The organism is Streptomyces colwelliae, from assembly GCF_048158785.1.
Lineage (GTDB): Bacteria > Actinomycetota > Actinomycetes > Streptomycetales > Streptomycetaceae > Streptomyces.
The window spans coordinates 1-14729 of sequence record NZ_JBLTJC010000262.1; the positions used below are offsets into that span (position 1 = coordinate 1).

The following is a 14729-nucleotide window of genomic DNA, read 5'->3' on the forward strand; positions in this document are numbered from 1 at the left end:
GCCCGGGGTGGGGGTGGCAGTGCGGGTGCGAGTGCGGGTGCGTTGTTCATGCGGGTGCTTCCTCCTCGTCCTCTCACATCACGGTCACGACGGCGTCAGTGTTGGTCTGCCCCTGTCAACTGTCAATAGTTTCGGTTTCGAGTACGAAATATTCGCCGCTCGCCGACGCCTGACGAAGCGCCCAATTCCCCAGCTCACAAGCGCAATTGAACGATTCACGTCAGGAGGTCGCCCATGAATCGTCGACAATCAAGATCCGGCCATCGAATGTTTTCGCCCGAATGTTTCGAAGAATTCCCCGATCATGCGGATCGCTATCCCACGGCCGCCGAAGTCACCGGGTCCGCCCGGCAGTTGGTGTCCAGATATCCCGAATCCTGCCGACTGCGCCGGATCGGAAGATCCCGCGCGGGCCGCCCGATCCTGATGCTGTCCGTAGGGCACGGATCGCGTCACGTCCTCGTGGTCGCCGGACCCCACCCCGACGAGCCGGTCGGCGGCGCGACCGCGCTCGTACTGGCGGAGCAAGTGGCGCGCGGAGACCGGCTGTTCGCGGCGACCGACCCCGCCATCGTCACCTGGGACATCGTCCTGTGCCTCGACCCGGACGGCGCGGCCGTGAGCGAGGCCGGAACAGCCGGAACAGAGGGAGCGCCGACCACGGCCACGCCCGCACCACCCACGGCCGACCCCACTCTGCGCGGCTACTACCGCACCACCTACCGCCCGGTCGCCGCCGAGCAACCGGAATGGGCACCGATCGTCGCGTGCCAACTCCCGGAGAGCCGGGCGCTGTTCGAGGTGATCGACGACCTGCGCCCGTTTCTCCAGTGCTCCCTGCACAGCACCGACATCGGCGGCAGCTGGGTCCAGTTGACCCACGACCTCCCCGAACTGGCCGCGCCCTTCCGCGCGTCCGCCGCGGAACTCGGCATCCCCCTCCAGCACGGCACGTACGACGCCCTGTACTGGGACAACCCCGGCCCCGCGGTCTACGTCCTGCCCCCGCCGGACGGCACCGCACGCCTGGCGGCCGGTTCGGAGAACATCGGGGCGTCCACCTGGTGCGCACCCCTGCGGTACGGCGGAGTCACCGCGATCGTCGAAGTCCCCATGTGGGCAAGCGACTTGGCCGAGGATCTGTCCCCGTACCCGGATGCCGGACACGCCCTGCGCGACCTGGCCGGCCTGGTCCTGGACGGTGGCCGCCGGGTGACCGCCGTACTCGAAAAGGCACGCGCCTTCCTGCCACCGCCCGGGCACGACCCGCTCAGACGCGTGCTGGAGTGGATGGCCGACGGCCTCTACGACATGGTCGCCGACTCCTGGGAACCACTCGCCCGCCAGGCCGCCGCCGCGTCGGCCGACGACGACCCACGGCGACCGACGACGGCCCAGATCTCGGCCCTGAACATCGTCGCCCGCCGCCAGCCGATCCGCGCGGCGGGCCTTCTGCTACGACTCCTCCAGGCATCCGACGACAAGGCCGCCCCGGCGCTGTACCGGGAGTTGGACGAACTCTTCACCGCGTGGTGCGCGGACGCCGAAGAGGCCCTGCGGGTGCGCTGGGTACCGGTCCACCACCAGGTGGAACACCAGGCACGTACCGTCCTGGCCGGCGCCGAGAGCGCGTTGAAGTCGCTCCGCTGAACACGTGACGGACCCCGACGGACCCCGACAGACCCAGGATGACCGGGCTCGGCGCCGCGCTCCTCACCGCCGGGCGAGCAGCGCGGCCACCCCGAACTCGAACCGCTCCTCGAACGACGCCGGCGCGAGATGTCCCGCCACGCGGTGGAGCGCGGGATGGGTCGTCTCGGAGATCGCCCGCGCCAGGATGTCGCCCAACGGCCGGTGATCCACGGCCTGTTCCTCCTGCGTGAGCCCCAGCGCGAAGTAGACGACGGCCCACGAGGTCCACGCGGCCTCGCGATCACCCAGGCCGCACGCGAGCAGCGCCTCGACCAGGCTCTCCGCGTAGGCCAGGGTCATGGGCTCGGCGGCGTAGGTGCCGACCACGAGTGCCGCGCCGTCGCGATGGGACAGCAGGGCGCGGCGGAACCGGCGGGCCAGTTCGCGGGCCCGTTCGGCGGGGACTTCCGGCAGGTCGGTGAGCGGGATCTCGCCAAGTACGGCGTCCGCCATCAGCTCCAGCATCCGGGCCTTGGTCTTCACATGCCACTGCACGGTGTTGATCCGCACGCCGAGCCGGTCGGCGACCGCGCGCGTGGACACCGCGTCCAGGCCCTTCTCGTCCAGGAGGTCCAGCCCCGCGCGGATCACCGCGGCCGGATCCAGTCGGTCGCTCTGTTGCTTGTTGGTCACTGACCTAGTTTACTGCACCCGAAGACTCTAGGTCAGCGACCAAGAAATGGGTGATCTCATGGCAGCACAGCGAGCGGCGGCAGAGCGGGTGGCAGCACAGCGGACGGAAACAGCGCAGGTCGTCATCGCCGGAGGCGGCCCCGTCGGCCTCTGGCTGGCCGCCGAACTCCGGCTGAACGACATCTCCGTCACCGTCCTGGAGATCCGCACCGAGATCGACGACCGCTCCAAGGCGCTCACCGTGCACCCGCGCGGCGTCGAGGTGCTGGCCTCCCGCGGTATCCACCAGCGCTTCCTCGACGAGAGCCTGAAGATCTCCACGGGCCACTTCGCCAACCTGTCCAACCGGCTCGACTTCTCCGTCCTGGACACCCCGTTCCCGTACACCCTCTTCATCCCCCAGGCCCGCACCGAGGCGCTCTTCGAGGAGTACGCCCTCGGCCTCGGCGCCACCATCCGGCGCGGGCACCGCGTCACGGGCTTCACCGAGGACGCGGACTCGGTGACCGTCCAGGTCGAGGGGCCGGAGGGGCCGTACGAGATCGAGGCGGAGTACATCGCGGGCTGCGACGGCACCCGGAGCACCGTGCGCGAGGCGGCCGGCATCGGCTTCCCCGGCACGGACTCCCGCTACCTCGGCTGGCTCGGCGACGTCCAGTTCGACAACCCGCCCGCGCCCGGCTTCAACCGCTTCAACGAGCGCGGCGGCCTGATGGTCGTACCGCTGCCCGACGACCGGTGGCGCATCGCCGGCACCAGCCCCGACAGCGAGACCACCGAGTGGCCCGGCGACTTCACGATGGACGAACTGCGGCGGAAGGTCGTCGACATCGCCGGTGACGACTTCGGCATGCGCGACCCGTCCTGGCTCTCCCGCTACGGCAACGCCACCCGCCTGGCCACCCACTACCGGCGTGGCCGCGTCGTCCTCGCGGGCGACGCCGCCCACCAGCACTTCCCCACCGGCGGCGTCGGCATGAACGTCGGTTTCCAGGACTCCTTCAACCTCGGCTGGAAGCTGGCCGCGACGATCGACGGCTGGGCCTCGGACGGCCTGCTGGACAGCTACCACACCGACCGCCACCCGGTCGGCGAACAGCTGATGGAGCACAGCCGTGCGCAGACCTACCTGTTCCAGGCCTTCGCACCCGAGGGCCTGGCCCTGCGCGACCTGCTGAGCCGGATGATCCCCGAGTCGCGGGAGTTCAGCGACGTACTGGCCGGCCGCCTGACCGCCCTCGACGTCGCCTACCCGAGCACCGACCCCGCGGCCCACCCGGTGACCGGCACCCGCGCCCCCGACCTCCCCCTCGTCGACACGGACGGCACCCTGTTCGGCGCGCTGCGGGCGGACTCGTACGTCCTGCTCGACTTCACGCCCGACGGCGCGCTCGCCGACCGCGCCCGGCAGCGGATCACCGTGCACGCCGGGGCACCGGACCACACGCGGCCCGCGTGGTCGGACGTACGCGCCGCCCTGGTCCGCCCCGACGGACACGTCACGTGGGCCTGGACGGAGGAGGACGACACGAAGCTGGCAGCGCGGGTGGACGCGGTCGTCACCACGGCCCTCGGCCTCTAGGAAGGACCGGATCATGGATCTCGGACTGAAGGAAGGACCGTACTCATGGATCTCGGACTGAAGGACAGGGTGTACGTCCTCACCGGCGGCACGCGCGGACTGGGCTACGCCGTCGCCCGCGAACTGGTCGCCGACGGCGCCAAGGTGGTCGTCACCGGCCGCGACGAGAAGCGCGCCGCCGAGGCGGCGGCCGAGCTGGGCCCGAACGCGGCCGGAGTCGCCGTCGACAACTCCGACCCCCGGGCACCACGCCAACTGATCGCCACCGCAAGGGAGTTGTTCGGCGGCTTCGACGGCATCCTCGTCAGCGTCGGCGGCCCGCCCGCGGGCGACGTGGCGGCCACCACCGACGAACAGTGGCAGGCGGCGTTCGAGTCGGTGTTCCTGGGCGCGGTACGGCTGGCCCGAGCGGCGGCGGCGGAGTTGCGGCCCGGCGGCACCATCGGCTTCGTCCTCTCCGGCACGACCCACGAACCGGCCCCGGGCATGGCCATCTCCAACGGCCTGCGCCCCGGCCTGGCCGGCTTCGCCAAGTCCCTGGCCGACGAACTGGGCCCCCGCGGAATCCGCGTCGTGGGCCTCCTCCCGGGCCGCATCGCCACGGCCCGGATGCGCGAACTGGACGGCCTCTCCCCCGACCCCGACGCCCGGCGGACCGCCAACGAGTCGGCGATTCCGCTGCGGCGGTACGGGACGCCGGAGGAGTTCGGGCGGGCGGGCGCGTTCGTGCTGTCACCGGCGGCGTCGTACGTCACCGGAGTGATGGTGTCGGTGGACGGCGGGGCCCGGCGCGGCTTCTGACGGCGTGCAGGCACGGGGCGCGGGGGCGCTTGACCGGTTCCCCGCGCCCCTTGGCGTGCGCCCGCCCGGGAGGGAGTACGCCCGGAGCCGAAGCCGGGGCACGGCACGACCGAAACCCGTACCGGCCGAAAACCGTCAAACGGTTCTCGCCGAAAAGCAGCCAACGGACCCCGGAATGGGCACAATTGGGATTGTCGGCAGTTCTGCTCACATAAGGGGGAATGAGCGGTGACGCGTGTCGTAGGCATCGACCTCGGGACCACGTACTGCGCGGTGGCGGTGGCGGACCGTTCGGGAAGGCCGTCCATCGTCCGCAACCGGGAAGGCGAGAACATCACCCCGTCCGTGGTGATGTTCCAGGGCGACACCGTCGTCGTCGGCTCCCAGGCGAAGCGGTCCGCGGCCACGGCTCCCGACCACGTGGTGCAGTTCGTCAAGCGCTACATGGGGGAGACCAACCCCGTCTACCACTCGGAGTCCGGTACGCCGTACCGCCCCGAGGAGATCTCCGCCCTGCTGCTCAAACGCCTCAAGGAGGACGCCGAGATGATGCTCGGCGAGCCCGTCGAGCAGGCGGTCATCACCGTACCCGCGTACTTCGACGACGTCCGGCGCAAGGCGACGCAGGACGCCGGGCGGCTCGCCGGCCTCGACGTGCTGCGCATCGTCAACGAACCCACCGCCGCCGCGCTCGCCTACGGCCTCGACCAGGCCTCCGGGGACGGCGAGGGTGCCGCGGAGATCGGCACCGTGCTCGTCTACGACCTGGGCGGCGGCACCTTCGACATCACCGTCATGCGGGTCGAGGACGGCGACTACACGGTGATCGCCACCGACGGGGACCGCAACCTCGGCGGCTTCGACTGGGACGGCGCGCTGATGAACCACCTCAACGGCGCGTTCATGGCCGCGGGCGGTCCGGACCTCAACGACGACAGCGGTTTGCAGGCCGAGTTGCGCGACAAGGCGGAGATCGCCAAGCGGACGCTCTCCAACGCCCCGCAGTCCGTCGTCGTGCTCTCCGCGGGTGGCCGCCACGAGCAGATCCGGGTGACCCGCGAGAAGTTCGAGGAGATCACCGCCGATCTCCTCGACCGCACCCGCGTCATCACCGAGGGCGTGCTGGAGGACGCCGGGCTCGGCTGGGCCGACATCGACCGGCTGCTGCTGGTCGGCGGCTCCACGCGGATGCCCATGGTGCAGGAGCTGATCCAGCGGCTCGCCGGAAGAGAGCCGGAACGCGGCATCGCCCAGGACGAGGTGGTCGCGCTCGGCGCCGCGCTGATCGGGCTGGACGCCGCGGTGCGTGCCGAGGAGGCGCAGCAGAAGCGGAAGTACGTCGGCAGCGGGGCGACCGTCGACTCCGCCCCCGGCGACGGCCTGGCCCGCCTCACCAAGGGGAAGGTGAAGTCCATCAAGGACGTCACCTCGCAGTCGCTCGGCATGATCGCGGTCCGCGACGACAACCACGACCTCGAGTACAACGCGGTGATCATCCCGCACAACACGCCCGTGCCGGCGAAGAAGAGCGACACCTTCCACACCCTCGTCGACCAGCAGAGCCGGCTCAAGGTCCAGGTGACGGAGGGGGACGACGAGGATCTGGCGTATGTGAAGACGGCCGGCGAGGGCACCATCGACATCCCGCGGTACCCGATGGGCGCGCCGTTCGAGGTGTCGTACTCCTACGACGTCGACGGCGTCATCCACGTCGAGGTGAAGGACGTCACGACGGGCAAGTGGCTCGGCGAGTTCGAGCTCGAACGCCCCGACAACCTGAGCCCCGCCGAGCTGGCCGAGCTCGGTGACCGCGTCGCCCGCATACCGACCCTCTAGGTCCCGACCCTCCAGCGGGAGCCGGCAGCGATGACGACCGACGACATTCCTGACTACTACGCGGAGTTCGAGATCGAACGGTCCGCGACTGAGGACAAGGTCCGCAAACAGCTCGACCAGGCCTCCCGCACCTGGTCGGGCCGGGCGAGCCGGGCCCCCGACGACACCAGGCGACGGGAGGCCGAGGACAAGGTGAAGCTGATCTACCGGGCGCGGGAGGAACTGCTCGACCCCGCCCGGCGCCACGCCTACCACCGCAGGCTGGACCAGGCGCGGCAGCGCCCGCGCGCACCGGAGCCGACACCCGAGCCGACACCCGGACCGCAGACGCGGACCCAGCCGCACCTGCAACCCACCCTGGGCGGCCGGGACTGGGTGGGACACGCCCGCACGCTGATCGGCCAGGGCAACACCGAGGGCGCGCTGTACGAACTGCGGCAGGCCGTGCACTACGACGACGGCAACGGCAACGCCTGGCGCCTGCTCGGTGCCGTCCACGCCTCCCAGGGTCTGTGGAACGACGCGTTGCAGGAGTTCCAGCGGGCCCTGGCGCTGCACCCCCGCGACGCGCTCACCCACACCCTGATCGCCCAGGTGCACGAGAAACTCGGCAACACCACCACCGCCGCCAACTGGCATCTGGCGGCGGCCGGGCTCGCGCCCGACGACACCGAGGTGCGGGTCACCGCCGCCAACAGCCTTTACCAGGCAAAGCGTTACGACGAGGCGCTGAGCAACTACGAGCAGGCTCTGGCGGAGCGGTCCGGCAACCCGGCCGTCCGCGACCAGATCGGCCGGATCTGGTCGCTGCGCGCCGAGGGCGCCATGGTCTGGCACCCGGTCAGACAGCGGTACGTCATCGCCTCGGAGAACAGCGTCTCGATGGTCACGCACTGCGTGGACCAGGCGCTGGCCGTGGGCATCTCGGACCCCGGACTCGTCACCCGCCTGAACGGCTACCGGGCGGAGGCGGACATGGCACCCGCCAAGACCTGGCGCTGGCACAAGAGCATGGCCGTGATCATGGCCGTCTGTCTCATGTTCGCGTGGGTGTCGACGACGCTGGCCGTGCTGTCCGTGGCCGGGTTCTTCCTGCTGCCGCTCGTGATGGGAGTCAAACCGCGCTGGCAGCACGCGTACAACGACCTGCCCCCGCACCTACGGCCGCAGACCAGGAGCTTCTCATGACCACTCCACCGCACGCACCCCAGCCGGAGACACCGCCCGTCCGCCAACCAGAGGCACCGCCCTTCCCCCAGCCCGCGGAGCCGGCCGAGCCGCCACCCGGCCCGGCGGCGCGGCCCGACCCGGCGGCGCGGCCCGACCCGTTCGCCGTCGTGGCCGACGCGGTCGACGGCATGCGCGACGAACTGGCCGCCCTCGGCGACCAGTTCCGCCGCCGGCTGCTCAACGACCGGGAGGTCCGCCGAAGTCTCGACGGACTGCTCACCGAGCTCGACCACGCACACCAGGCCGCCGAAGGCCGCGTCGTACAGCCCCTGCTCTACGACCTCGTACTCCTCGTCGACCGCATCGAGCGGCAGGCCGCGCAGGACGACTCCTTCGTCGGCTCCGTCGCGGCGGAGCTGCTCGCCCTCCTGGAGAAGTACGGCATGACCCGCATCCCCGTCACCCGCAGCCCGTTCGACCCCGAGACACAGGAGGCCGTCGGGGCGCTCGCCGCACTCTCCCCGGAACAGAGCGGAGAGGTCGCCGAAGTGGTCCGACACGGCTACCGGATGGACGCGCGCATCGTGCGCCCGCAACAGGTCCGCGTCTACACCGAGCGGTGAGCACCGACTGGACGAGCACTGTCCACGCTCGGCCCGGTCGGCGGCGGCGACACGTGGGCGCCCGACGGGGAGAGCACGGAGATGAGGCCCCGGCGGACAGCGGAGTCCACCGGATCCGCCGCATCCACGTGCTCCCCACGACAGGATCCAGCCGACGACGGCCAACGCAGGACCGTCAGTCGGAGACCCGGCGTCCCCTCCAGACCAGAATCGCCTCGCCCATGAGCGCGAGGATCACCAGCACTACACAGCATCCGAAACCCAGCAGCCCGGCCGCGACCACGTAGAGCGAACCCGGGTCCGTGCACGCCCAGCTGGACGAGCAGTTGACGGTCCCCGGGTCCGCCCGCGGCCCCAGCGCGAGCCAGCCGATGACGACACAGAGCACGGAGACCACGGCCGCGCCGGACAGCAGGACCCACCGGACCCACCGGGCGCCCCACCACGACAGGATCCATCCCACGACGATCACCGCCGGCAGGATGAACACGTAACCGGGGACTATGCCCACTGTGAATCTCTCCGCGACATCGACGTGAGGCCGGTCTGCCGCTGGGTGATGTGGTTGCCCATGTCGATCAACCCTACGGTCGGGTGCTTGACGGTCGGCAGGTCACCCGTCGGCTTCCGAGTGCTCACCTCCAGGCCGAGGTCGAGCCGGTCGCCGGACCTGAGCTTCACGCGCGTGGTCCAGCGGGTCTCGAACAGCGACGCGGTCCGGGTGTCCGAGACGAGCCGTACCCCCGCGTCGTACGCCTTGTCGTTGAGCCGGGCGCTGACGATCCTGACGTCGGAGACGACCTGCGGGTCCAGCGCGACGGAGAAGGACGCGGCCACGGGAGCGGCGCCCGGTCCGACGCTGCTCAGCGTGATCCGCGCCGGGTAGTAGTACCACCGCTCGCCGTTCGCCCATTCGAAGCGGTTCCACACACCGCTGATCTCCAGACCCCACGGCGTGGCGACTCCGCCGAAGGTGTGCGGACGTCCGGGCTGGAGGCTCCGCCGGTCGGTCGGGCTCACGTTCTTGTGGTGCACGGCCGCGGTGGCATGGGCGGGCCCGGCGACCAGGTCGTACGGGTAGAGCACGGGGAACGCGGTCCCCACGACGACCACCGGGTCGCTGCCAGCGGGCAGTGCCTCGGTCAAGGTGACCGTGCAGGCGGTGGCCGAGGTCTTGGGGTCGGTGGTGACGGCGCTCGTGGCGCGCAGCCGGCGGTCGCCCACGGTGGCGACGGCCTCGGGCAGCGGTGAGTACAGCCGGGGGTCGTAGCTGATGGCCACCTGGGTCCCGGCCGGCAGATCCGTGCCCGGGTGCTTGACCTGCACGGCCAACTGTCTGGGGAACGCGGCCGGTTGGACACCGACACCCGGTAGAACGGCGACCGGGCTCGCGCCGACCGGGACCAGTTCCACGCCGGCGGCGGCCGCGGTGTCGGCCCACGCCGGGCCCAGACCGGCGACGGTGACCGCCGCGACGCCCAGCGTCACACCTCCGAGTACCAGGACCTGCCGACGGCTGACCTTCGGGTCGAACATGTCACATCCTCGATTCGTCATGCGCAGTACTGGACGATGGCGTCCTTGAAGGCGTCCGCCACACCGGACAGCGCCGTGTCGGACATGGACCCCGGTGTCGGGCAGCTCACCGATTTCGTCGTCTTGATCCAGAAGGCGTCCCGGATGCCGGCCATCTCCGGGTCGGCGGCGTCGCTGGTCATGGCGCTCATGGCGGCGGCCGCCACCGTCGCGGGCGAGCTGCCGAAACGGATCGAGTAGAACGTCGCCCGCCGGTCCGCGGCCGCGGTGGGCGACGCGTAGCCGGCCTTGAAACCCGTCGACAGCGGCTGACCGGAACCCTGCTTGACGGGATAGCCCAGCACATAGGCGTCCATGTCGGCGAGGAGGTCGTCGAGCGAGAAGTACGTGCTGTCGCCCTTGGCTCCGATCTGCTCCGCGGCGTAGGTGTACGCCTGGTCGTCGGAGAGCCCGCTCAGATAGAACTGCGCCAGCACGCTGACGAGATCGCCGCCCCAGCTCCCGAAGTCGGTCATGTTGGACGACGTGAGGTCACCCGGGATCCCGCTGGTGATGACGGCGCCGCAGGACGCGCCGAAGTGGTCGACGTCGGAGTCCCACAGCAGACCGGGGTCGCGCAGCGGGCCCGCGTACGGCTCGTCGGGATAGGTGTTCACGAAATCGATGAAGCCCTGGTCCAGTTCACCGAAGACCTCGTCGGAACCCGTGAACACGTACTGCGACGTACGGGCCCGGAGGTACTGCGCGACCAGTTCCTGCGCGGACCGGCCGGTGTGCCCCTGGTCGATCCACTGGCCGGCCCTGGCCTCCACCCAGATCAGGTACGTGTAGAAGGCGTCGTTGGGATCGCGCGGCCGGGTCACGCTGTCGATGCCCGGGTCCATGCCGGAGGCGATGTCGTTGTCGATCTCCACCGCGCCGCTGGTGCCGGAGGCCAGCGTGAAGTCCTTGATCTGGTCGAAGGCCCAGTTGTCGGGGAGCGGATAGCCGAGGTTGCCGCTGTAGCCGGTGGACATGCCGCTGACGAAGCTTCTGGTGGTGAGGCCCTCGGCCGCGAGGCGGATACAGGTGTTGCGGCATCCGTACACACCGATCGCGTACTGGCTGCCCATCGCGGCCATGCCGTTGCTGACACCTTGGAAGTGCGGAATGATCGCGCTGGTGATGTCGTCGTCCGTCGCGTCGAAATCGACCGAGAAATAGATGACGGTGCCGTACGGGATACCGAACGAGATCGCTGTTTCGGCCGCGTCGTTTCCGGCTGCGACACCTTGCGGGTAACTGAAGTCGATGAGCGCGTTTCCCTCGTCCTGATAGATCGGGAAGAGGGAGAGGCCGTTGTCGAAGATGAGCGCGATCTCGGAGTCGGTCAGAACCTTGCTCGTGCCGCCTATGAGGTAACGGCCGACCGTCGTGTACCCGTTGCTCTTCACCGTCTGGATCGTCGTCGCGTTCAGCGGATACATGCAGTCGAACGCGGTGCCTGCGCGGTCCGGGTCCCCGGTCGAGACCAGCAGCGACATCCAGGTCTCGTAATCGGCGGCGCCGGTGGCGTCGAGCGAGCAGAACTTCTGGAAAGCCGTCACCGTGGCCGCCAGCTCGGAGGTGAACGTCCCGCCGCCGTCCCCCCAGTGGTTGTCGTAGTTGTTGAACGCGACCGCGCACTGGAACAACCCGACCCATCCGCCGTCGCCGGAGTCCTGCGAGCCGCTGGAAACGTACGCGGTCGTCTTCAGCGCACCTTCGGTGGTCGGGCCGAGCGAGCCTGTGACCTGGCTGTCCGTCAGGCCCATCTGGTACTGGATGGCCAGGACCAGGGCCTGCTGGACATTGCGGGAGAAGTGGCCGTCGCACGGCCCGATGAAGAACTGGCCCCTCCCGTAGTAGGCGTCGTTGAGCCAGCGCTGGCAGGTCTGGATCATGCTGGAGCCGCCGGACGTCAGCACGTACGCGTCCATGGTCAGCAGTGCCTTGAAGACCTTCGGCTCCACGTTGTAGAGCTGGGAGTCGGGCACCTCCGGACCCGGCAGGCCCATGTCCGACACCAGCGCGGTCAGGCCGGCGCCGGTGGACACGTTGAAGCCGCCGTCGATGTCGCCGCCGCTGTAGCCCTTGCAGTAGAGGGCGGCCTCCGCGATGGTCCGCATGTTGATGTTGGCGGAGTCCCGCCCGACCGGGCCGTAGGCGTTCAGATCGGCCCATGTCGTCGGCCCGAAGCTGTCGGACAGGGCGGTGATGCCGAGCTCGTGCTGCAGGGCCCGGGTGAGGCAGTAGATCGTCGCCCAGCCCGTCATTCCATTCTCTGTGCACGGGTTGTACCCAGATACGCCTGTGTATGTTGCATTAACCCATTGCTGTGCTTTGAGAACCATCTGATCCATAGGGTGGCCCTTCTCCATGCCGGTGAGCCGATGCGCATGAAGATGACAGCCCGTCCCATCGCCGTCCCATCGCGGCCCCATCGCCGGTGGGCGGGTGTCAAGGAATTCCCAAAGAGTCCCAAAGAGTCACCCTCGGGCGCAAAGGAGAATCCTGCGCCGCATATACTTTCGAAGGCGCGGACGCGTGATGTGATCGGCATTTGGCGCGCCTTTTGGCTCCGCTACCCTGCCGAAAGGACGACCGATGCCCGACTTCGGGATTCTCGGGCAGCCCCATGCCGAGCCTCTCCGGTCCAGTATCGGCGTGAACCGCAGGCGCGAGTGGGTCATTCTTTCCGCTCTGATGACACGACCGAACGCATTCATCTCCACGAATACGCTCATCGACGCGCTGTGGGACGACGGTCCCCCGCGGACGGCACGTGAGCAGGTGATGAACTGCCTCGGGTCCATTCGCCGCGCGATCGCGTCCTCGTGCACGGGAGAGGTGTCCCTCGACCGGGTTCGGGACGGATACGTGTTCGCCATCGAGGCCGAACGGATCGACCACGTCGTGTTCTCCCGGCTCTGCGCCGAGGCGGAGTCGGCGAAGGCGCTCGACCGGCCGGAGGCGAGTCTCGGACTGTACGAACGCGCGCTGGCGCTGTGGCGCGGCGGCGTCTACGACGGGCTCGACATGCCGAGCTTCGCCTCATACGCGGCAGCTCTGGAGGAGCAGCGGGCGATCGCGGCCGAGGAGTACTTCGCCCTGTCGATCGCGACCGGCAACGGCAGCGGAGTGATCCCGCGTCTATTCCGGCACGTCGGGGAACACCCGCTCCGAGAGCGCGGAGTCGCCCTTCTGATGTCGGCGCTGCACGACGAGGGGCGCACCCATGACGCCCACGCGGTCTACGCGCGTCTCGTCCACCGGCTCGGCGAGGGACTCGCGGTCGGCCCGAGCCTCGAGGTCCGCCGAACCCTGGACGCGATCCTCAACGGCGCGAGTCCGACTCCCAGGACCAGGGTCGACGCGCTCTCGGACAACGGCAGGACCGTTGATTACCGAGTCATTTTGGTAAGAGGTGGAGTCCAGTAACGAGAAAGGCCCTAACCAAATCGGTTAGGGCCTTTTCTATGGTGCGCTCGCTTAGCTGGCCGATTAAATCTGATGTCACACGTTGAACCGGAACTCCACGACATCCCCGTCCTGCATCACATAATCCTTGCCCTCCATACGGGCCTTCCCCTTGGCCCGGGCCTCCGCCACCGATCCCGTCTCCACCAGGTCGGCGAAGGAGATGACCTCCGCCTTGATGAAGCCCTTCTGGAAGTCGGTGTGGATGACGCCGGCGGCCTCGGGGGCGGTGGCGCCCTTCTTGATGGTCCAGGCGCGGGATTCCTTGGGGCCTGCCGTGAGGTAGGTCTGGAGGCCGAGGGTGTCGAAGCCGACGCGGGCCAGGGTCGTCATGCCGGGCTCCTCGACGCCGACCGACTCCAGGAGCTCCATCGCTTCCTCGTCGTCGAGCTCGGCGAGGTCCGCCTCCAGCTTGGCGTTGAGGAAGATCGCCTCGGCGGGGGCGACCAGGGCGCGCTGTTCGGTCTTGAAGTCCTCGTCCACCAGCTCGTCCTCGTCGACGTTGAAGACGTAGAGGAAGGGCTTGGTCGTCAGCAGGTGCAGGTCGTGGAGGAGTTCCTCGTTGCCGGAGCCCTGGACGATGCCCTGCGAGAAGAGCGTGTCGCCCTTCTCCAGGATCTCCTGCGCCGCCTCGACCGCCGCGACCTTCGGGCCGATGTCCTTCTTGATGCGCGACTCCCGCTGGAGGCGCGGCAGGACCTTCTCGATGGTCTGGAGGTCGGCGAGGATCAGCTCGGTGTTGATCGTCTCGATGTCGTCCTTGGGCGAGACCTTGCCGTCGACGTGGACGACGTTCTCGTCCTTGAAGGCGCGGATGACCTGGCAGATCGCGTCGGACTCACGGATGTTCGCGAGGAACTTGTTGCCCAGGCCCTCGCCCTCCGACGCGCCCTTCACGATGCCCGCGATGTCGACGAAGTCGACCGTCGCCGGGAGGATCTTCTGCGAGGAGAAGATCTCGGCCAGTTTCGTCAGGCGCGGGTCGGGGACGCCGACCACGCCGACGTTCGGCTCGATCGTGGCGAACGGGTAGTTGGCCGCCAGCACGTCGTTCTTGGTCAGGGCGTTGAACAGGGTCGACTTGCCGACATTCGGCAGACCGACGATTCCGATCGTGAGCGACACGTTGCGACTTCCCGTACGTGAGTGGCGTGAGAGCAGTGGAGGGGACCGGCTGGGGCCGTGGAGCCCGGGGCCCGGGGCCGATCCATCAGTCTACGGCGTGGGCCGCGCCCTCCCGGCTCCGCGTCGAACACGTGGCCAAGCTCTGCCCATCGGCGTGTCTGAGGACCTATTCGGCACATAAACCGACCTAAGTTGGTCCGGTGGAGCAACACAGGACACGACCCCCACAGCCC

General features: G+C 69.2%; 12 protein-coding genes. 7 read left to right on the top strand and 5 right to left on the bottom strand.

Annotated features, from left to right (window positions below; genetic code table 11):
• The first annotated feature begins 267 nt into the window (after positions 1-267).
• The gene (locus tag ACNFOC_RS37680; RefSeq protein ID WP_416963526.1) at positions 268-1650 is read left to right on the top strand and encodes a M14 family zinc carboxypeptidase; all 1383 of its coding nucleotides are present in this window, start codon (positions 268-270) and stop codon (positions 1648-1650) included.
• 63 nt (positions 1651-1713) lie between these two features.
• Here ACNFOC_RS37680 and ACNFOC_RS37685 read toward each other — a convergent pair whose 3' ends face one another.
• The gene (locus ACNFOC_RS37685; protein WP_416963527.1) at positions 1714-2325 is read right to left on the bottom strand and encodes a TetR/AcrR family transcriptional regulator C-terminal domain-containing protein; all 612 of its coding nucleotides are present in this window, start codon (positions 2323-2325) and stop codon (positions 1714-1716) included.
• 58 nt (positions 2326-2383) lie between these two features.
• Between ACNFOC_RS37685 and ACNFOC_RS37690 the strand changes: the two genes are divergently transcribed.
• The 5 genes from ACNFOC_RS37690 (at position 2384) to ACNFOC_RS37710 (ending at position 8337) form a co-directional block, all read left to right on the top strand.
• On the top strand, positions 2384-3907 hold the full coding sequence (locus ACNFOC_RS37690) for an FAD-dependent monooxygenase (protein WP_416963528.1): 1524 nt from the start codon (positions 2384-2386) through the stop codon (positions 3905-3907).
• 45 nt (positions 3908-3952) lie between these two features.
• A complete protein-coding gene (locus ACNFOC_RS37695; RefSeq protein WP_416963529.1) occupies positions 3953-4708 on the top strand; it encodes an SDR family oxidoreductase in 756 nt (251 codons plus the stop codon).
• Between the two features lie 228 nt (positions 4709-4936).
• Positions 4937-6544, top strand: a complete 1608-nt coding sequence (locus ACNFOC_RS37700; protein WP_416963530.1) for an Hsp70 family protein — start codon at positions 4937-4939, stop codon at positions 6542-6544.
• 30 nt (positions 6545-6574) lie between these two features.
• A complete protein-coding gene (locus ACNFOC_RS37705; protein WP_416963531.1) occupies positions 6575-7732 on the top strand; it encodes a tetratricopeptide repeat protein in 1158 nt (385 codons plus the stop codon).
• Positions 7729-8337, top strand: a complete 609-nt coding sequence (locus tag ACNFOC_RS37710; RefSeq protein ID WP_416963532.1) for a nucleotide exchange factor GrpE — start codon at positions 7729-7731, stop codon at positions 8335-8337. Before ACNFOC_RS37705 ends, ACNFOC_RS37710 begins: the two co-directional genes overlap by 4 nt.
• A gap of 175 nt (positions 8338-8512) precedes the next feature.
• On the opposite strand, the gene ACNFOC_RS37715 is transcribed toward ACNFOC_RS37710, so the two are convergent.
• The 3 genes from ACNFOC_RS37715 to ACNFOC_RS37725 are packed head-to-tail and all read right to left on the bottom strand — an operon-like array spanning position 8513 to position 12167.
• On the bottom strand, positions 8513-8848 hold the full coding sequence (locus ACNFOC_RS37715; RefSeq protein WP_416963533.1) for a hypothetical protein: 336 nt from the start codon (positions 8846-8848) through the stop codon (positions 8513-8515).
• Entirely contained in the window at positions 8839-9873 is a 1035-nt protein-coding gene (locus ACNFOC_RS37720; RefSeq protein ID WP_416963534.1) for a hypothetical protein, read from the bottom strand. Before ACNFOC_RS37720 ends, ACNFOC_RS37715 begins: the two co-directional genes overlap by 10 nt.
• Positions 9874-9890: 17 nt before the next feature.
• On the bottom strand, positions 9891-12167 hold the full coding sequence (locus ACNFOC_RS37725) for a glycoside hydrolase domain-containing protein (protein ID WP_416963535.1): 2277 nt from the start codon (positions 12165-12167) through the stop codon (positions 9891-9893).
• A 430-nt stretch (positions 12168-12597) separates the two neighbouring features.
• Between ACNFOC_RS37725 and ACNFOC_RS37730 the strand changes: the two genes are divergently transcribed.
• The gene (locus ACNFOC_RS37730) at positions 12598-13332 is read left to right on the top strand and encodes an AfsR/SARP family transcriptional regulator (RefSeq protein WP_416963536.1); all 735 of its coding nucleotides are present in this window, start codon (positions 12598-12600) and stop codon (positions 13330-13332) included.
• A 75-nt stretch (positions 13333-13407) separates the two neighbouring features.
• On the opposite strand, the gene ychF is transcribed toward ACNFOC_RS37730, so the two are convergent.
• Positions 13408-14496 carry a redox-regulated ATPase YchF gene (gene ychF, locus ACNFOC_RS37735; RefSeq protein ID WP_033286607.1) on the bottom strand — a complete coding sequence of 363 codons (1089 nt, stop codon included), beginning with the start codon at positions 14494-14496 and terminating at the stop codon, positions 13408-13410.
• Positions 14497-14729: the final 233 nt, after the last annotated feature.